The sequence below is a fragment of the Duganella sp. HH101 genome, from assembly GCF_001758795.1.
In the GTDB taxonomy this organism is placed as follows: domain Bacteria; phylum Pseudomonadota; class Gammaproteobacteria; order Burkholderiales; family Burkholderiaceae_D; genus Rugamonas; species Rugamonas rivuli.
Genome location: NZ_LRON01000013.1, coordinates 101,080 through 119,620, shown reverse-complemented (window position 1 = coordinate 119,620; position 18,541 = coordinate 101,080). Strand labels below are relative to the sequence as shown.

Below are 18,541 nucleotides of genomic sequence, written 5' to 3'. Positions count from 1 at the left end.
AAATAATTATACCCGGCCCGCCGCCGGGTGCATGGAGGATCGCATGGCACAGAATATTTACGACCAACCCGAATTTTTCGCCGGTTACAGCCAGTTGCCGCGCTCCGTCCATGGCCTGGACGGCGCCCCCGAATGGCCGGCCATCCGCGCCATGCTGCCTGAGCTCAAAGACAAGCGTGTGGTCGACCTGGGCTGCGGCTTCGGCTGGTTCGCGCGCTGGGCCGGCGCGCAGGGCGCCGCGCAGGTGCTGGCGCTGGACCTGTCCGAACAGATGATCGCGCGCGCCAAGGCCGCCACCCAGGCCGCCAATATCGACTATCGGATCGCCGATCTGGAACAGCTGTCGCTGCCCGCCGGCGCGTTCGACTTTGCGTACAGCTCACTGGCCTTCCATTACATCGAGGATTTCGACAAGCTGGCCGCGACCATCCATCAGGCGCTGGCGCCGGGCGCGCAGTTCGTGTTCACGATCGAGCACCCGGTCTACATGGCGCCCGCGCAGCCGGGTTGGGCGACGGATGCCGGTGGCCGCAGGATCTGGCCGCTGGACGGCTATTCCATCGAAGGGCCGCGCCGCACCGACTGGCTGGCCAAGGGCGTGCTGAAATATCACCGTACCATAGGCACCACGCTCAATGCCCTGATACATGCCGGCTTCAACGTGCGGCATGTGCAGGAATGGGCGCCGACAGCCGACCAGGTGGCCGCCAATCCCGGCCTGGCCGAAGAGCTGGACCGCCCGATGATGCTGTTGGTCGCCGCCCAGCGCTAAACTTCGGATTTGCAGGGAGCGAAGCGCAGGTGATAGCGCGCGATCATGCCGCGCAGGGAATCGAGCTCCTGGCGCGGCAGGGCCAGCGCCACGTGCATGTCGGGGCGGACCAGGTAGGCGGCGTCGCGCAGCAGGCCGGCGTCGGCGGCGGCATCGGTCCATGGGTAGGCATGCAGCGGCAGCGATAGCTCAAATGCGCAGGCGCTGAGGGCGGGCGAGGGCTCGCCGTACACATGCACCTGCCAATCCAGTGTTTGCAGCGCGTCGAAGTTGTCGCCGCCATCCGGTTGCGGCACCCACGGCAGCCGGTCGCCGCCGATCACTTCGCCGGCACGGCCGCCGCTCAGATGGCTGTCCGGATAATGGATCTGCACCTGCGACAAAGCCTTGAACAGTGCGCGGCGCGCGGCCGTAAAGCCGGTCAGCACCGGGAACACATGCGGCACCAGCCAACTGCGCAGCAACTGCCCGCCTGCGCCCTGCGAAACGATCATCTGGAAAGCCCGGTCGGTGGTGGCGACCAGCCTGCGCGCGAAAATGATGCGCTCGGCCTGGTAGGTGTCGAGCAGGGCGTGGTCGCCGCGCCCCTGCAGCACCAGGGCCAGCTTCCACGACAGGTTGACGGCGTCGCCGATGCCGGTGTTCATGCCCTGGCCGCCGGCCGGACTGTGGATGTGGGCGGCGTCACCGGCGAGGAAGCAGCGGCCCACGCGGAACTGCGAGGCCACGCGGTGATGCACGCGATAGGTCGAGAACCAGTTCACCTGCTCCACCCGGATGCCCAGCAGCGGCTCCAGCACCGGCCGGATGTCCTCGAAGCCCGGCTCGGACAGGGCTTCCGCTTGCGGCGGCATGATGCCGATCAGCCGCTGCATGCCGCGCGAACGCACCGGCAGCATCAGCGCGAAGGTGTTGGCGCCCAGGTGGCCGACCAGGTCGCGGTTCTCCGGCCCCGAGGTTTTGACGTCGGCCACGTAGTACAGGTGGTCGTAAGTGCCGCCGCGGAAGTCCAGCTTGAGCGATTCGCGCACGCGGCTGCGGGCGCCGTCGCAGCCGCACAGGTAGACGCCGCTGCAGGCGATGCGGTCGCCGCCCCGCACCAGCACGGCGCGCACGCCCCATTCGTCCTGCGTGAACGACTCCAGCGCGGTGTTCCATTCGACTTCGACGCCGAGGGCCTTCAACTGCTCGACCAGGAAGCGTTCGTGGTCGTCCTGCGGGAAGGCCAGCACGAAAGGGTAGGGGCTGAGGCCTGCGCCCATGTCCTTGAGGCGCAGTTCGGCGATATCCTCGCCCGCTTCGCGCAGGTGGATGGCTTCGATCTTGATGCCGAGGTTGACGACGACATCGGCAAAACCGAGCTGCCGATAGAACTCCAGCGTGCGCGCATGCACCGCCATGGCACGCGAAGCCTGGCCCGGGCCGCTGTTCTGGTCCACGATGCGGACGGCGATACCGTGCCGCGCCAGCCGTATGGCGAGTACCAGGCCGGTGGGACCGGCGCCGACGATGAGGACTTGAGGGGCCATGCGATGAGTCTACATCCGGTGCAAATCGGGGTGCGTTCAATTGAATACAGGCTTAAGGATCGGCTGGTATGATCCGAAATATTGTCTTAACTATACCTGCGCACCATGACCGCTTTCGATTCCCGCCGTGCCCTGTTGCTGGCCCTGGCCGCCGCCCCCTTCGCCAGCGCCGCCGATCTGCTGGATAGCCCGCCGGCCTCCACGCCCCTGTCGGCCGCCGCGCTGTTGGCCAAGCTGGAGGCGGAATCGGGTGGCCGGCTGGGCGTGGCCGCGCTGAACACGGCCGACGGCCGTCGCCTGCTGCACCGCGCCGACGAGCGCTTCCCGTTTTGCAGCACCTTCAAGATGATGCTGTCGGCCGCCGTGCTGGCGCGCGAACCGGCGCTGCTGAAGAAACGCGTGGCGTATCGAAAAACCGACCTGGTCACGTATTCGCCGATCACCGAGAAACACGTCGGCCAAGGCATGACGGTGGCGGCGCTGTGCGAAGCCACCATCCAGTACAGCGACAACGCAGCGGCCAACCTGCTGATGAAGCAGATCGGCGGACCTGCCGCCGTGACTGCGTTTGCGCGCTCTATCGGCGACACGGAATTCCGCCTGGACCGCATCGAGACGGAGCTCAACACCGCGCTGCCCGGCGATCCGCGCGACACCACCACGCCTGAGGCGATGGCGGAATCGCTGCAAAAGCTGCTGCTGGGCGACGCCCTGGGCGCAGCGCAGCGCAAGCAGCTGAAGGACTGGATGCTGGGGAATACCACCGGCGACACCCGCATCCGCGCCGGCGTGCCGGCCGGCTCCCTGGTGGCCGACAAGACCGGCACGGGCGACTACGGCACGACCAACGATATCGGCGTGATCTGGCAGCCGAACAAGGCGCCGATTGTGCTGGTGGTCTACCTCACCCAGCCCGGCAAGGACGACAAAGCGCGCAGCGAGATCCTCGCCGAGGCGAGCAAGATTGTCGTGGAAGCGTTCCGGGTCGGTTAAACTACGGCCTTACACATTAAGGCCTGATCATGACGAACCAAAAACAAGCGCCTGCGGGCCGGGTAGCCAATCCATTCCTGAACGCCGATTTCTACTCGCGCATGCGAGACTACACCGAGCGCGATGCGGCGTTTTCCAAGGAAGCCAAGGCCATAGGCGACAGCGGCGCCGGCAAGCAGAGCACCGATGCGCGCTTCGCGCCGTCGCTGGCGGTGCTGCGCTCGGTGAAGAAAAAGGGCCTGACGCTGGAAGAGATGTTGAATCGCATCGTGCAAGGCGTGGAAACGGGCCTGTGGGAGCCTTGGCTAACGGCCTACGGCATCGAACTGCGCGGCGTGAACTACGCCAAGACCGGCGAGCGCAATGCCCGCCTGGCGATCGATATGAGCATGAGCTCCAAGGCGCATACGATCTTCTCCGCCGCCGGCGTGGGCAACTGGCGCAGCCTGGTGGCCGAAGACTGCGCGCAAGTCCAGATCGACAAGCCGACCGAGAAGACCCCGGCCAAACTCACCGCCATCTTCTTCCTCGACGCGCCGAACTAACTCCCGTCGGCCATCGCGAGATGGCCTACCAATCCTTCAGGCAGGCCACGCAGGGCGACGCCGGTAGACGGCTCGCAGCCTGCTTGCCACTCGCTCAGCTGACGGCCTTGGCATTTCAGCCAGGCTTCGTGCCGCGTCCAGGCTCGTGCGAACTCAGTGGTTTGCTTGCTGGCGGGCGCCGCGCGCAGCGCCGCGCAAACCTGCGGGCCGAGATAGTCGCGCGCCACATTGTCCCAGTCGTGAATGTCCTGCACGTCCATCATATCGACGCCGACCGAACCATGCAGGTTGATGGCGGCCAGCGCATAGCCCTCGTCGTGGGTGAATGAGCAGCCGATAGTGCGTTCGTCGCCAGCGACTTGGATGCGCGGCGCTTCGCCTGGCGTGCTCTCGATGTTGATCGCATCGGCATCAACGCCAAGCACTGCGGCCAGCGCCGCCCGCGTTGCGGAGCGCAGTTGTTCGCGGGCTTGAGGTCGTTTCGCGCTGGTAGCAACGCCGATGACGAACACGCCTTCCCGCAGGACTGGCACGCGGCCGGGCCAGCGATAGACGAGCATCGACTTCATCTCGCCGGCGCGGCGGGGCAGCCGGCCCAGTAGCCGTTGGCCGGAATCTGCTCGCCCTTCATCACCAGCGTCAACGCGCCGAGGCGGGCGTTGTCGCCGACGACAGCGCTGTACAGCACCGCGCTGCGCGGTCCCATGTAGACGTTCTTGCCGATGGTGACGCGGTCGATCTTCATCACGCGGTCTTCGAACAAATGGGTCTGCGGACAGGTCAGCGCATTGAGTTCGCTATGGTCGCCGATGTGCACGCAGTCGAATTCCGTGATGTCGGTGGTGTCCAGATACACGCCCTTGCCGATGCGCGAACCCAGCATGTTGAACGCCAGCGGCAGCCACGGCGTGCCGCGCAGGTAGCGCATGAAGTTCGGCACGGCGATGCCTTCGTACAGATTGGTCACGCCTTCGGACAGCCACACGAACGGCGTCCACATCGGCTCCGACTGTTTGCGGTAACGGCCGATCAGCAGCCACTTGAGCACCACCACGAAGATGTAGTTGCCGATGCCGTAGCCCAGGCCCGCCAGCGTCAGGTCCCAGGTCACTTCGGCCCAGCGGCCGGCGCCGGCGGCCGGCATCACCGCCAGCACCAGCGTGTAGCCGACCGCGATCACCAGCGCGTGCGGGGCGACGATGCGGAACGCTTCGATCAAGCCGCGTCCCAGTCGGCGCAAGGGCGACGGATGGAAGGTCAGGTTCTCGGGATAGCCGCTGGTCTGCTCGCGGGCGGGCAGGTTGATCGGCGGGGAGCCAAGCCAGGTATCGCCGCTTTTCATTTGATCGTTGTCCGGCGCGCGCGAATGCACGCCGATCAGTACATGCTCCGGCAGCACCGTGCCGTCCGGGATGTAGGCGCCGTTGCCGACGAAGCTGCGGTGCGAAATCACGGTCGGCTTCATGATCATCCAGCCGCCGTCGATTTCCTCGTCGCCCAGCATCACCGCGTCGGCGATGAAGGTTTCGTCGCCCAGGGTCAGCATGTCCGGCACCACGCCCAGCGCGGTGGAGATCTCCGCATCCTTGCCGACCTTGGCGCCCAGCAGGCGATACCAGTACGGCGCGAACACCGTCGCGTAAATGCCGTGCAGGACGTTCAAGCTCGATTCCTGGATCTGGCTGACCAGCCACTTGGCGCAGTAGGTGTTGCTGTGGATGGCCGAGCGGCCCGGCTTCAGGCGTGGCAGCACGCTCCAGCGGATGCCGGCCGACAGTATCGCCGTCAGCACGATCAGCACTGTGCTGGCGGGGAAGGCCAGCAGGAAGTAGCGCAGCAGCTGGATGCGCACGTCGTCGCCCTGTATCCACGGCAGCCAGCCCTGTTCGTCGAACCAGTCGATCAGCACGAAGCTCGGGAACACCGGCATGAAGAACAGCGTGACGATCAGCAGGATGCCGAGGATGAAGAATACCCCTTCGCCCAGGCGGCGCGCGGCGCCCACCTGCGGGCGTGGCGGCAGGCGGGTGGTGTCGAAGGCGCCGGTATCGCGCGCCGGCGAGCCGGCCCAGACACGGCCGGCCGGTACGCGGGCGCCGTCGCCCAGTGCGGACTGGCCTTCCAGGTGGCCCAGTGCTGCGACTTGCGTATTGCCTTCCAAAACGGCGAAGGAGCTGATGCAGGCGTCGTCGCCCAGCGTGATCTGGCCCAGCAGCAGGCGGCCGCGCTGCACGCGGGCGTTCTCGAAATTGACGGCGTTGCCGATGCTGACGTTGTCGCCGATGCTGAGCAAGTCCGGCGAGCGCAGCGTCATCGAGCCGATGATGACATCCTTGCCCACCTTGGCGCCCAGCGCGCGCAGCCACCACGCGTTGAGCGAGGAGCCGCTCAGCAGGTAGGCCGGCGCGGCTTCGACCAGGCGGTCGGCCAGCCACCAGCGGTAGTAGGTGACGCCCCACAGCGGATAATCGCCCGCTTTCAGGCGGCCGGCGATCAGCCATTTGCCGGCGATGGCGATGCCGAATTCGCCGATGGTCGCCAGCAGGAACACGCCGACCGAGGCGGCGATGGCGCGCACCACGGAGTCGCCCGGGTCGCCGGTGAAGAAGTGGTAGGTGAAGAACGGCGCCAGCCACTGCGCCATGCGCAGCGCCACCAGCGCCGGCATGGCGGCCGCCTGCGCCAGGCCGCAGGTCCAGCGCTTGAGCGCGGACGGCGGCGTCCAGCCGGCTTCCGCTTCGGCGGCTTTGGGTGCGTCGGCCAGCACCAGCGCGATCTTGCCGATCTGGCGCTGCTGATAGATGTCGCGCACGGTGATGTGGGCGAAGCGCGGGTCGGCGCGCAGGGCCGAGGCCAGGCGCGCGGCAAAGAAGGAGTGGCCGCCAAGGTCGGTGAAGAAGTCGGCGTTGCGCAGTATGGCCTGGCCAGGGAACAGCGCGGCCAGCGCGCCGAACAGCGCCGCTTCGGCCGGGGTGTCGGGCAGGTCGGAGTCTTCGCTGCCGCCGGCCGGCGCTGCGCTGAGCGGCATGGCCTTCAGCGCCTTGCGGTCGATTTTGCCGGAGGTCAGGCGCGGCATGGCTTCCTGCATTTCGTAGCGGCCGGGGACCATGTACGGCGGCAGCTTGGCGGCCAGGCTGGCGCGCAGCGCCTTGCTGTCCAGTTCCACGCCCGCTTCCGGCACGATGTAGGCCACCAGCTGGTCGATGCCGTCGTCCTTGCGCAGCAGGACGGCCACGGTGCCCACGCCTTCCTGTTGCGCCAGCACGGTTTCGATCTCGCCCAGCTCCACGCGGAAGCCGCGTATCTTGACCTGGTCGTCGGCGCGGCCCAGGCACAGCACTTCGCCGTCGGCGGCTATGCGGGCCAGGTCGCCGGTGCGGTACAGGCGGCCGTCATGCGCGCCGCTGGACCAGGGATTGACCAGGAATTTTTCTTCCGTCAGGTCGGGGCGGCCGAGATAGCCCGCCGCCAGGCCCGGGCCGGTGATGCACAACTCGCCGATCTCGCCGCGCGGCAGCAGGCGCAAGGCGGGGAGGGCGTTGACGTCGACGACCAGCAGGCCGTAGTTGGGCAGCGGCGTGCCGATTGTCACCGGATGGCTGGGCTGCAAACGCGCCAGGCTGGCCGATACCGTTGCTTCGGTCGGGCCGTAGGTGTTGAACATCTGGCGGCCGGCGCGCGACCAGCGCTCCACCAGCGATTCCGGGCACATCTCGCCGCCGAGGTTAATCAGGCGCAGGCTGGGCACTTCCTGATTGAACAGCGCCAGCAGCGTCGGCACGGCGTGCAGCACCGTGACTTGGTTTTCGTCGAGCATGCGCGGCAGCGTTTCCGGGTCGCCGCTGATTTCCTTGGGGCCTATCCACAGCGTGGCGCCGGCCAGGTAGGCGATCCAGATCTCTTCGAACGACATGTCGAAGGCGACCGAGAAGCCCTGGTAGACCTTGTCCTGCGCGGTCACGCCGAGCACTTCGTTTTCGCTGCGCAGGAAGTGGCAGATACTGCGCTGGGTGATCAGGATGCCTTTCGGCTTGCCGGTCGAGCCGGAAGTGTAGATGACGTAGGCCGGCACGTCGGGCGAAACTGCGCCACGGCGCGACAGCGTAGCGCCTTCGGCCGGCGCGGCCAGCAGCGCTTCGGCGGTCCACACGGGACGGCCGAAGCCCTCCAGCGCGGCCAGGCGCGGCGCCAGCGCGGCGCAGGTCAGCACGCCGGCGCCGTCGGCGTCGTCCAGGCACACTTGCAGGCGGTCGACCGGCGTGTCTTCATCGACCGGCAGCCAGGCCGCGCCGGCCTTGGCGATACCCGCTTGCAGCACCAGCAGCTCGATCCCGCGCGGCAGCCACAGGCCGACGATCTGGCCCGGCTGCACGCCCGCATCGATCAGGCGCGCCGCCACCAGGTCGGCCTGGTCGTTGAGCTCGCCGTAGCTGAGGCGGCGCTCGCCGAAGATCAGCGCGGTCTGGCCGGGATTGCGGGCGGCGCTCGCTTCTAGCAGATCGGCCAGTATTTCCTCGCGCAGCAGTTCGCCCTGCGGCGCCCCGTACAGAATATCTGGATGCGATTGCGGAATGTGCGGCGATACTGGGTCGTTCATGCTGTTACTTTATTTTGTGTTGGCGGGTGTCATTGTACGGTACGCCTGTTCGTTCCCCTAGAGGGAGCATGCAAGTTCCGCTTACAGCCTTTACAATAGGAAATATCAGGAACTACCTGCGCCACCAAGGAGCCCAATGTCCATGACCCGTCCGTTTATCGCACCGCTGCAATTTGACGATCCGATTGCCGCTTATGAACAGGTGTTGGCCATTTACGAGGCCAACGTCGCCCACCTGCGCGACGCCATGAAACGCTTTGTCGCCGGCGAGGATGTCGGCGAGCATGTGCGCGGCTGCTACCCCTTCGTGCGCGTGCATACGGACACCGTGGCCCGCGCCGATTCGACGCTGGCGTTCGGCTTCGTCGCCGGCCCCGGCACCTACGAAACCACGCTGACGCGGCCCGACCTGTTCGCGCGCTACTACCAACAGCAGTTCAAGCTGCTGTTGAAGAACCACGGCAGCCACCACCTGCGCATCGAGGTGGGCACCAGTTCGCAACCCATCCCGATCCACTTTTCGTTCGCCGAGCACGAGCACATCGAAGGCAATATGAGCGCCGAACGGCGCCTGCTGATGCGCGACGTATTTGATCTGCCCAACCTTGCCGCGATGGACGACGGCATCGCCAACGGCACCCACGAGCCGCCGCCGGGCGAGGCGCAGCCGCTGTCGCTGTTCACGGCGCCGCGCGTGGACTACTCGCTGCAACGCCTGCGCCACTACACCGGCACCTCGTGCGAGCATTTCCAAAAGTTTGTGCTGTTCACCAACTACCAGTTCTACATCGACGAATTCGTCAAGCTGGGGCATGAGCTGATGAGCCAGGCGTCCAGCGCGCCGGACGACGATTACATCGCCTTCATCGAGCCGGGCAATATGGTCACGCGCCGCGTCGGCCAGGCGGTGCAGGCCAACGACGCGCACGGCGCTCAGCCGCCGCGCCTGCCGCAGATGCCGGGCTACCACCTGATCCGCGCAGACGGCACCGGCATCTCGATGGTCAACATCGGCGTCGGCCCGGCCAACGCCAAGACCATCACCGACCATATCGCCGTGCTGCGGCCGCACGCCTGGCTGATGCTGGGCCATTGCGCCGGCCTGCGCAACACCCAGCAGCTGGGCGACTACGTGCTGGCGCACGGCTATGTGCGCGAGGACCACGTGCTCGACGAAGACTTGCCGCTGTGGGTGCCGATCCCGCCGCTGGCCGAGGTGCAGGTGGCGATCGAGGCCGCCGTGGCCGAGGTCACGCAGCTGACCGGCCACGACCTCAAGCGCGTGATGCGCACCGGCACCGTCGCCAGCACCGACAACCGCAACTGGGAACTGCTGCCGCAGCGCACGCCGGAACGCCGTTTCAGCCAGAGCAGGGCGATCGCGCTGGACATGGAAAGCGCCACCATCGCCGCCAACGGTTTCCGTTTCCGCGTGCCGTACGGGACTTTGTTGTGTGTGAGCGACAAGCCCATGCACGGTGAAATCAAACTGCCCGGCATGGCTAACCAGTTTTATCGCGACCGTGTTGACCAGCATTTACGGATCGGCATCCGCGCGCTGGAGCTGCTGCGCGCTTTGGGCGTGGACAAGCTTCACAGCCGCAAGTTACGCAGCTTTACGGAGGTCGCCTTCCAGTAAAGTCATGCAAAAAATGCATGAGGCCCGCCAAGCGCGGGCTTTTTTATTCTTTTTCCTGTCTGTGCTGATACTTTTTTTGGTATCAAAAACCCGAAAAAATTGATTGGTTTGTTTTTTGCTCAGACCCTAAGATGATTTCGAGGTCGCTGCACAAAACTATAAAACAGATAACACAGGAGACGTATGAACCAACTATCAACCGGGGCTTTCGAGCCCCAGGCGAAGCATCGCCTCGTCCTGAAAACCGGCGTCGCGGTGCTCGCCGCAGCCGGCCTGCTCAGCAGCGCCTCGGTGTGGGCGCAGGCGGCCGCCGAAAAGACGGAAGCAGGGGACGCCGCCACCGTGGTCGTCACCGGCGTCAAGGCGTCGCTGATCAAGAGCCTGGCGATCAAGCGCACCAACGACCAGGTCGTGGAATCGATCGTTGCCGAAGACATCGGCAAGCTGCCCGACAACAATGTCGTCGAAGCGCTGCAGCGCATTACGGGGGTACAGGTCACGGACCGCTCCGGCGGCGAAGTCGGCACCTTGTCCATTCGCGGTCTGCCCGACGTCCAAACCACCTGGAACGGCCGCACTATTTTTACGGCGTCCGGCACGCAGGTCGCGCTGCAGGACATACCCTCGACCCTGGTTCGCCAGATTGACGTCTACAAGACGCGCGACGCCAGCCAGTTAGAAACCGGAATCGCCGGCCAGGTTGACGTCAAGTCGCTGCGGCCATTCGATTTCAAGGGGCCGAAAGTGTCGCTGTCGGCGCGCGAAACCTATCTCGATCCGGCGAAAAAGGCCAACCCGCAGCTCAGCGCCCTGTTAAGCAACCGCTGGGAAACCGGCATCGGCGAAGTCGGCGCCCTGGTCAATCTGTCGGCCAGCGAGACGAAGTACCGCAACGAAAGCGTGACGCCGGGCGCCATGGTGCCGTTCACCAGCCCCAATGCCGCCGAAGTCCCGCCAGGTTACACGCCCCTGCAGCGCATCTTCGACAACAATATCTGGACGCCTGGCACCCATACCGGCTTGCCGATGGCGGCGGGTTCTACGCTGGATTTCAACGGCAAGGCCTACCCGTATTACCTGGCGCGCGACGCCGTTTTCCAGAGCGACGTCCAGGGCAAGCGGGAGCGTCCCGCCGCCAATCTCGCCTTGCAGTGGAAGCCGAACAGCGATTCGGTCTACACCTTCGAGTCGATGTACAACGGTTATCGCGACAAGTCCTTCAACCAGTTGCTGTTCAGTTTTGTCGACTGGTGGGGCGATCTCGGCAGCAACCCTGCGGGGACGATCACGACGTATCCGGGAACCAACGTGATCAAGACCCGTAAAGTCAATAACGTCTACGGCTTCAACAGCGGCGACTACACCACGTCGGCCACCGATTCCTACGTTTATGCCCTGAACGGCAAGTGGAACCTTGGCGACCGCCTCCGGCTGGAAGGCGATCTGTCTTACCAGACCAGCACCTTTCACTCGGAATTCACCGCCACCCGGATTGATCGCGTTGCACCTTCCATCAACGTCGACTTCAATGCCGGCGGCAGTGGCACGGCCTTCCATTTCAACAACGATGCCGACCTGACCGACCCGTCCAAGTGGAATGTCGCGCAGTTCTTCGATACCGCCAACCGCAACAAGGGCAGCGCCGCGACGGCCAATCTGGGTGGCGTCTTCGATGCCAACTGGGGGCCGCTGGAGACGATCCACTTCGGCGTACGCTTCGACGACCGCAAGGCGTCGGAGGCCAACCGCACCCAATCGGCCAGCTTGAACCGCAACCTCGCTTCGCTGGGGCCGGAGTATGCCTCGACCAACTCGAACTTCGGCACGGCCATCTCGGACGTTCCGCGTTCATGGGTTGAACCAAATGCCTACTACATCCGCGACCATATCGACGACTGGCGCAAGCTGTTTAATTCGGTGGATCAGACCTTCCAGACAACGGACAAGCTGAACCTGCAGAAGACCTTCGAGGTCGATGAAAAGACGAACAACCTGTTTGTGATGGGGAATACCCAGAACGAGCTGTTCGGCCATCGCCTGCGCGGCAATTTCGGCCTGCGCTACGTGAAGGTCGATACCGACATGACCTTCTATAAGATTGATGCCAGCACCAAGGCGGTCACGCCGTCCGGCGCCAGCAAGTCGACCAGCAAGGTCTTGCCCAGCATGACGCTGATTTACGACCCGTCGAAGGACGTCGTGCTCCGCCTTAACTATGGCGAAACCCTGCGCCGCCCGAACTTCGGCGATTTGAATCCTGTCCTGCAACTCGGTGACGACGTTTCGAAGGTGGGTTACGGCTCGGGCACCGGCGGCAATCCGGACCTGAAGCCGACCCGCTCCAAGAACCTGGATCTGACGGCTGAGTGGTATTTCCAGAAGGACAGCGCACTCTACGGCACTGCGTTCAAGCGCAAGATCGACGGCCTGGTCGTGAGCTTGCGTCACAAGGTGCACGTCGATCCGGCGAACGACCCGTTCCGTAACTCGACCTCGGGCGGCGACCATACGAACGGCTATGACTACGTCATCAACTCGCCGGTCAACGCCTCCAACGGCACGATCAAGGGCGCCGAACTCGGCTTGATCTACTTCCCGAAAGGGCTGCCGAGCCTGCTGGACGGCCTGGGATTCCAGGGCAGCTATACGCGCCTCACCTCGTCGCAGAACGTGCCTGACGCCAATGATGCCGGCGTCATCGTCTCCCAGCTCGAGACGCCGTTCTTCGGCGTGTCCAACAGCTCGTACAACGCCACGCTGGCTTACGAAAAGGGCCCGATCAGCACGCGCTTGTCCTATGTCTGGCGTTCCGGCTTCCTGGCCAGGAACGAAGCCGCCCTGTTTGCGAATCCGATTGGTATCTGGCGTCAGCCGGAGAAGAGCGTCGACATGCAGATCTCCTATAAAATCAACGACAACATGTCGGTCGATATCAGTGGTGTCAACTTGACCAACGAAATGCAGCAGCAGTACTACCACTTCGGCAGTGCTGGCAACGCGCAGCTGACCAATTTCGGTGCGCTCCAGATCGGACGTTCGGTATCGGTTGGCTTGCGCTGGAAAATGTAAGCCCGACGGTAAGAGCGTTCCCGTCTTATTGTGTTGACGTCATTCCCGCTCGCGGGAATGACAACCTGGTGGAGTATCCGATGTCGAATCAAAAAATGTCTTTGTTGGAAAAAGTAGGCTTTGGCGCCGGTGACATGGCGCTGAACGTGGTGATCTCGTCGATGATGTTGATCATCACCTTCTTCTACACGGACATCTACGGCCTGAAGACGGTCGACCTGGCGATGATGTTTGGCGTGGTGAAGTTCGTCGGCGCGATGGCCGACCTGACGATGGGCCAGATCACAGACCGTTTCACCAGCCGCTGGGGGCGTTACCGTCCGTGGCTGCTGCTGTTGGCCGTGCCGTATGGGCTCAGCGTGTTCTTCGTGTTCACCACGCCCGATTGGGGCTACAGCGCCAAGCTGGTTTGGGCCTACTCGACCTACATCATCATGACCATCATGACGGCGGGCGTGGGCATTCCCTACATCTCGCTGCCCAGCGCCTTGTCCAAGGATCCGCAGGAGACCCTGTCCGCCAACGGCTACCGCCTGTTCTTCGCCAAGATCGGCGCCTTCATGGTGACGGTCATCGTGCCGCTGCTGTCGGAACGCTGGGGCGGCGGCAACGCTGCCGCCGGCTACCAGTTCGCCATGGCCGTCATGGCGGGCATGGGCGTGCTGCTGTTCCTGTTCTGCTTCTTCACCACCCGCGAGCGTGTGCAGCACGTAGTGCAGCGCCAGTCGCTGTGGGAGCAGGTCAAGGTGCTGGTGAAGAACGACCAGTGGCTGATCCTGTGCGGCGTCTGCGTGACCGGCACCATCGGCTACGTGGTGCGCGGCTCGGTGGCCATCTACTACGCCAAATATTATCTCGGCGCCGACGGCCCGACCATCTCGGCCTTCCTGTCGACCGGCGTGGTGGCCGCCATCCTGTCGATGGTCGCATCGACGTGGATCACCAAGTTCTATTGCAAGGTCAATCTGTTCCGCTGGACGCAGATCGGTGTGGGCGCCCTCAGTGCCGCGATCTATTTCTTCGTCGGGCCGGGCGACACCGTGCTGGCGTTTGTGCTGTACTTCCTGCTGTCGTTCGTGGTGGACCTGCATGCGCCGGTGTTCTGGTCGGCCATCGCCGAGACCATCGACTACGGCGTGGTCAAGACGGGCAAGCGCGTATCGGGCTTTGCCTTCGGCGGCATCTCGGTCTGCCAGAAGGCGGGCATGGGCATTGCCGGCGTTTTGGTCGGCAAGCTGCTGACGCACTTCGCCTATGTGCCCAACGTCGAGCAGACCGCGTACGCGCTGCACGGCATCGTGCTGATGATGACGCTGATCCCCGGTTTCTTCCATACCGTCATGGGACTTCTGATGTTCAAGTACCGTATCAACGACAAGTACTACACGGAGGTCAAGGCGGAAATGGGAGTCAAGGGCTATGTGGCAGTCTAATTTTTTGGAAGTCGAAGCAATGGAAGATGTACTCAATCCGCTGATCGCGCAGCGCGCCGATCCTTTTATCATTCGTCACAGCGACGGCTACTACTACTTCACCGCCTCGGTGCCGCAGTACGACCGTATCGAACTGCGCCGCGCGAAGACCATCGCCGGCCTGGCGGATGCGGCCAAGGTCGACGTCTGGCACAAGCCGGAGGCCGGCCCGTATAGCGAGCTGGTTTGGGCGCCGGAGCTGCACTTCAACGACGGCGCCTGGTATGTCTACTTCGCCGCTGCGCCGAGCCGCGAGATCAAACACAAGCTGTTCCAGCACCGCATGTACGCGATCCGCAACGCCAATCCCAATCCTTTGGAAGGCGAATGGGAGTTCATGGGCCAGATCGACACCGGCATCGACACCTTCTGCCTGGACGCCACCACCTTCAGCAACAGGGGACAGTTGTACTACCTGTGGGCGCAGAAGGACGTGGCCATCGAGGGTAATTCCAACCTGTACATCGCGCCGATGAAAACGCCGTGGCAGCTGGACGGCCCGCCGGTCATGCTGAGCAAGCCGGAGTTCGACTGGGAGATACGCGGCTTCTGGGTCAACGAGGGACCGTCGGTGCTGAAGAAGAACGGCAAGATCTTCATCAGCTACTCGGCCAGCGCCACCGACGAGAACTACGCCATGGGTTTGTTGTGGGCGGACGAGAATGCCGATCTGCTGGACCCGGCCGCGTGGACCAAGATGCCGCAGCCGGTGCTGCAAACCTGCTATGAGCATGGTGTGTACGGGCCTGGGCATAACAGCTTCACCGTCGGCGACGATGGCGAAACCGTCATGTTGGTTTATCATGCGCGCACCTATACCGAGATTATCGGCGATCCGCTCTGGAACCCGGACCGGCACACCTACGTCAAGCCATTGAAATGGGACGGGCAGGGCATGCCGGTGTTCGGGAAGCCATCTATCGCCTGAGCGAGACTGCAACAATCACTGCGGCGGCCGAGAAGGTTTATTCCTCTCGGCCGCCGTGCCATTAGAAAGCCAAACAATGTCCCAACCTTCGATCACCTCCGCAGCCTTCGGCCCAGACGCCACGCTGTACACCCTGACCAACGCCAACGGCATGATCGTCAAGATCAGCACCCTCGGCGGCGTCATCACCGAAATCCACACGCCCGACCGCAACGGCCAACTGGCCGACATCTGCCTGGGCTTCGACGACCCGGCCGCCTACCTGGGCGAATCCCACTATTTCGGCGCGCTGATCGGCCGCTATGGCAACCGCATCGCCAACGGCCGCTTCACGCTGGACGGCGAAACCCACCAGCTGGACGTGAACAACGGTATAAACCATTTACACGGCGGCCAGGACGGCTTCCACCGCCGCCTGTGGGAAGCCGAATCCTTCGCCACGCCGAAATCCGCAGGCCTGATCCTGAGCTACCTGAGCCCCGACGGCGAGCAAGGCTACCCCGGCAACCTGGAAGTCACCGTCATCTACGAACTGCGCAACGATAACGAATTGCGTATCGCTTTCCACGCAATCAGCGACAAAGCCACGCCGGTCAACCTGACCAACCACGCCTATTTCAACCTGGCCGGCAAGGGCGACATCCTGGCCCACGAGCTGACCATCGTGGCCGACGCCTACACGCCAGTCGACAGCGGCCTGATACCGACCGGCGAACTGCCAACGGTGGCTGGCACGCCGTTCGATTTCCGCACGCCGCACGCGATCGGCGCCCGCATCGACGCGGACGACGAGCAACTGCGCCATGGCGCCGGCTACGACCACAACTTCGTGCTGAACAAATCGCAGCCCGGCGCGCTGGAGCTGGCTGCCCGCGTGCGCGATCCCTCGTCCGGCCGCGTGCTGGAGGTGGTGACGCAGGAGCCGGGCATCCAGTTCTACAGCGGGAACTTCCTGCACGACGGCATGCAGGGCAAGGGCCGCATCTACGGCCACCGCAGCGGCTTCTGTCTCGAACCGCAACACTATCCGGATTCGCCCAACCGCGCCGAATTCCCGTCGACGATACTGCGCCCGGGCGCGGAGTACACCACCGTCATGGGCTACCGCTTCGCCGTCGAGGACTGATACTCATTCTGGTATCAAAGTCGAATAATAATTTATTGGAAAGATATCTCACTACAACTTAGTATGGCTTATCGATACGGGGGCATGACAACCCCGTCCCCGTACAGGAACATACTGAGGAGATATGCATGTCTGATAGCGACAAAAAGGTGAAACTGCGTTCCGCCGAGTGGTTTGGCACCCAGGACAAGAACGGTTTCATGTATCGCAGCTGGATGAAGAATCAGGGCATTCCTGATCACGAGTTCCAGGGCAAACCGATCATCGGCATCTGCAACACCTGGTCGGAGCTGACCCCTTGCAACGCCCACTTCCGCAAGCTGGCGGAACACGTCAAGCGCGGCATCCTGGAGGCGGGCGGCTTCCCGGTCGAGTTCCCGGTGTTCTCCAACGGCGAATCGAACCTGCGTCCAACCGCCATGTTGACCCGCAACCTGGCCAGCATGGACGTCGAAGAATCGATACGCGGCAATCCGATGGACGGCGTGGTGCTGCTGGTCGGCTGCGACAAGACCACGCCTGCGCTGCTGATGGGCGCCGCATCGGTCGACATCCCGACCATCGTCGTCAGCGGCGGCCCTATGCTGAACGGTAAGCTCAACGGCAAGAACATCGGCTCCGGCACCGCCGTGTGGCAGCTGCACGAGCAGGTCAAGGCCGGCGAAATCACCATGCACGAATTCATGTCGGCGGAGTCGGGCCACTCCCGCTCCGCAGGCACCTGCAACACCATGGGCACGGCATCGACGATGGCCTGCATGGCCGAAGCGCTGGGCACCACGCTGCCGCACAACGCCGCCATCCCGGCCGTCGATTCGCGCCGCTACATCCTGGCGCATATGTCGGGCATCCGCGCCGTTGAAATGGTGAGGGAAGGCCTGACGCTGTCGAAGATCCTCAAGCGCGAAAACTTCGAGAACGCGATCCGCGTCAACGCCGCCATCGGCGGTTCGACCAACGCCGTGATCCACCTGAAAGCCATCGCCGGCCGCATCGGCGTCGACCTGGAGCTGGAAGACTGGACCCGCGTGGGTCGTGGCACGCCAACCATCGTCGACCTGCTGCCGTCGGGCCGCTTCCTGATGGAAGAGTTCTACTACGCCGGCGGCCTGCCGGGCGCTATCCGCCGCATGGGCGACGGCGGCCTGGTGCCGCATCCGGATGCGCTGACCGTCAACGGCAAAACGCTGTGGGAAAACTGCAAGGAAGCGCCGATCTACGACGATGAAGTGATACGTCCGCTGGAGAAGCCGCTGCTGAAGGATGGCGGCATCTGCATCCTGCGCGGCAACCTGGCGCCGCGCGGCGCGGTGTTGAAGCCATCGGCCGCCACGCCGGAACTGATGCAGCATCGCGGCCGCGCCGTGGTGTTCGAGGACTTCGAGCATTACAAGAGCCGCATCGTCGATCCGGAGCTGGAAGTCGATGCCAGCTCGGTGCTGGTGATGAAGAACTGCGGCCCGAAAGGTTATCCCGGCATGGCCGAAGTAGGGAATATGGGCCTGCCGCCGAAACTGCTGGCGGCCGGCGTCAAGGACATGGTCCGCATCTCGGATGCGCGCATGAGCGGTACCGCCTACGGCACCGTGGTGCTGCACGTGGCGCCGGAAGCGATGGCCGGCGGCCCGCTGGGCATCGTCAAGGATGGCGACTGGATCACGCTCGATTGCGCGGGTGGCCTGCTGAACCTGGAGATTTCGGATGCGGAGATGGCGGAACGCCAGGCCGTACGCGTCGCCGGCTCGGCGCCGGGCCCCAAGACTGGCTACCAGAAACTGTATATCGAACACGTGCTGCAAGCCGATGAAGGCTGCGATTTCGACTTCCTGGTCGGGAACCGCGGTTCGGCCGTGCCGCGCCATTCGCACTGA

Annotated in this window: 12 protein-coding genes; 9 read left to right on the top strand and 3 right to left on the bottom strand. The window is 64.1% G+C overall.

Annotation, left to right across the window (positions count from 1 at the left end; all coding sequences use genetic code 11):
• Nucleotides 1–43 precede the first annotated feature (43 nt).
• Complete coding sequence (locus DUGA2_RS20490; protein ID WP_070271405.1) at nt 44–772, top strand: bifunctional 2-polyprenyl-6-hydroxyphenol methylase/3-demethylubiquinol 3-O-methyltransferase UbiG; 729 nt, start codon at nt 44–46, stop codon at nt 770–772.
• On the opposite strand, the gene DUGA2_RS20485 is transcribed toward DUGA2_RS20490, so the two are convergent.
• Nucleotides 769–2,301 (bottom strand): FAD-dependent monooxygenase, encoded by a 1,533-nt coding sequence (locus DUGA2_RS20485; RefSeq protein ID WP_070271332.1) that lies wholly within the window; start codon nt 2,299–2,301, stop codon nt 769–771. The genes DUGA2_RS20490 and DUGA2_RS20485 overlap by 4 nt on opposite strands.
• Before the next feature lie 105 nt (nt 2,302–2,406).
• Between DUGA2_RS20485 and bla the strand changes: the two genes are divergently transcribed.
• Both bla and DUGA2_RS20475 read left to right on the top strand, forming a co-directional pair.
• Nucleotides 2,407–3,294, top strand: a complete 888-nt coding sequence (gene bla / locus DUGA2_RS20480) for a class A beta-lactamase (RefSeq protein WP_070271331.1) — start codon at nt 2,407–2,409, stop codon at nt 3,292–3,294.
• A gap of 29 nt (nt 3,295–3,323) precedes the next feature.
• Complete coding sequence (locus DUGA2_RS20475; protein ID WP_070271330.1) at nt 3,324–3,839, top strand: hypothetical protein; 516 nt, start codon at nt 3,324–3,326, stop codon at nt 3,837–3,839.
• On the opposite strand, the gene DUGA2_RS20470 is transcribed toward DUGA2_RS20475, so the two are convergent.
• Both DUGA2_RS20470 and DUGA2_RS20465 read right to left on the bottom strand, forming a co-directional pair.
• Entirely contained in the window at nt 3,836–4,408 is a 573-nt protein-coding gene (locus DUGA2_RS20470; RefSeq protein ID WP_070271329.1) for a 4'-phosphopantetheinyl transferase superfamily protein, read from the bottom strand. The genes DUGA2_RS20475 and DUGA2_RS20470 overlap by 4 nt on opposite strands.
• Entirely contained in the window at nt 4,405–8,436 is a 4,032-nt protein-coding gene (locus DUGA2_RS20465; RefSeq protein ID WP_070271328.1) for a Pls/PosA family non-ribosomal peptide synthetase, read from the bottom strand. The genes DUGA2_RS20470 and DUGA2_RS20465 overlap by 4 nt, the downstream gene beginning before the upstream one ends.
• A gap of 136 nt (nt 8,437–8,572) precedes the next feature.
• On the opposite strand from DUGA2_RS20465, the gene DUGA2_RS20460 reads away from it, so the two are divergent.
• From DUGA2_RS20460 to DUGA2_RS20435, 6 genes are all read left to right on the top strand, one after another.
• Nucleotides 8,573–10,075: an AMP nucleosidase gene (locus DUGA2_RS20460; protein ID WP_070271327.1), complete on the top strand. Its 1,503-nt coding sequence runs from the start codon at nt 8,573–8,575 to the stop codon at nt 10,073–10,075.
• Between the two features lie 255 nt (nt 10,076–10,330).
• Nucleotides 10,331–13,144 (top strand): TonB-dependent receptor, encoded by a 2,814-nt coding sequence (locus DUGA2_RS20455; protein ID WP_229214737.1) that lies wholly within the window; start codon nt 10,331–10,333, stop codon nt 13,142–13,144.
• An 80-nt stretch (nt 13,145–13,224) separates the two neighbouring features.
• Nucleotides 13,225–14,577 (top strand): MFS transporter, encoded by a 1,353-nt coding sequence (locus tag DUGA2_RS20450; protein ID WP_070271325.1) that lies wholly within the window; start codon nt 13,225–13,227, stop codon nt 14,575–14,577.
• A 19-nt stretch (nt 14,578–14,596) separates the two neighbouring features.
• Complete coding sequence (locus DUGA2_RS20445) at nt 14,597–15,544, top strand: family 43 glycosylhydrolase (RefSeq protein ID WP_070271404.1); 948 nt, start codon at nt 14,597–14,599, stop codon at nt 15,542–15,544.
• A gap of 76 nt (nt 15,545–15,620) precedes the next feature.
• The gene (locus DUGA2_RS20440) at nt 15,621–16,670 is read left to right on the top strand and encodes an aldose epimerase family protein (RefSeq protein ID WP_070271324.1); all 1,050 of its coding nucleotides are present in this window, start codon (nt 15,621–15,623) and stop codon (nt 16,668–16,670) included.
• 128 nt (nt 16,671–16,798) lie between these two features.
• Nucleotides 16,799–18,541, top strand: a complete 1,743-nt coding sequence (locus DUGA2_RS20435; protein ID WP_070271323.1) for an IlvD/Edd family dehydratase — start codon at nt 16,799–16,801, stop codon at nt 18,539–18,541.

Coding starts and splice junctions, on each gene's coding strand:
- DUGA2_RS20485 (WP_070271332.1), bottom strand. CDS start 2,301: ATGGCCCCTCAAGTCCTCATCGTCGGCGCCGGTCCCACCGGCCTGGTA.
- DUGA2_RS20465 (WP_070271328.1), bottom strand. CDS start 8,436: ATGAACGACCCAGTATCGCCGCACATTCCGCAATCGCATCCAGATATT.
- DUGA2_RS20445 (WP_070271404.1), top strand. CDS start 14,597: ATGGAAGATGTACTCAATCCGCTGATCGCGCAGCGCGCCGATCCTTTT.
- DUGA2_RS20475 (WP_070271330.1), top strand. CDS start 3,324: ATGACGAACCAAAAACAAGCGCCTGCGGGCCGGGTAGCCAATCCATTC.
- DUGA2_RS20490 (WP_070271405.1), top strand. CDS start 44: ATGGCACAGAATATTTACGACCAACCCGAATTTTTCGCCGGTTACAGC.
- DUGA2_RS20450 (WP_070271325.1), top strand. CDS start 13,225: ATGTCGAATCAAAAAATGTCTTTGTTGGAAAAAGTAGGCTTTGGCGCC.
- DUGA2_RS20440 (WP_070271324.1), top strand. CDS start 15,621: ATGTCCCAACCTTCGATCACCTCCGCAGCCTTCGGCCCAGACGCCACG.
- bla (WP_070271331.1), top strand. CDS start 2,407: ATGACCGCTTTCGATTCCCGCCGTGCCCTGTTGCTGGCCCTGGCCGCC.
- DUGA2_RS20460 (WP_070271327.1), top strand. CDS start 8,573: ATGTCCATGACCCGTCCGTTTATCGCACCGCTGCAATTTGACGATCCG.
- DUGA2_RS20435 (WP_070271323.1), top strand. CDS start 16,799: ATGTCTGATAGCGACAAAAAGGTGAAACTGCGTTCCGCCGAGTGGTTT.
- DUGA2_RS20470 (WP_070271329.1), bottom strand. CDS start 4,408: ATGAAGTCGATGCTCGTCTATCGCTGGCCCGGCCGCGTGCCAGTCCTG.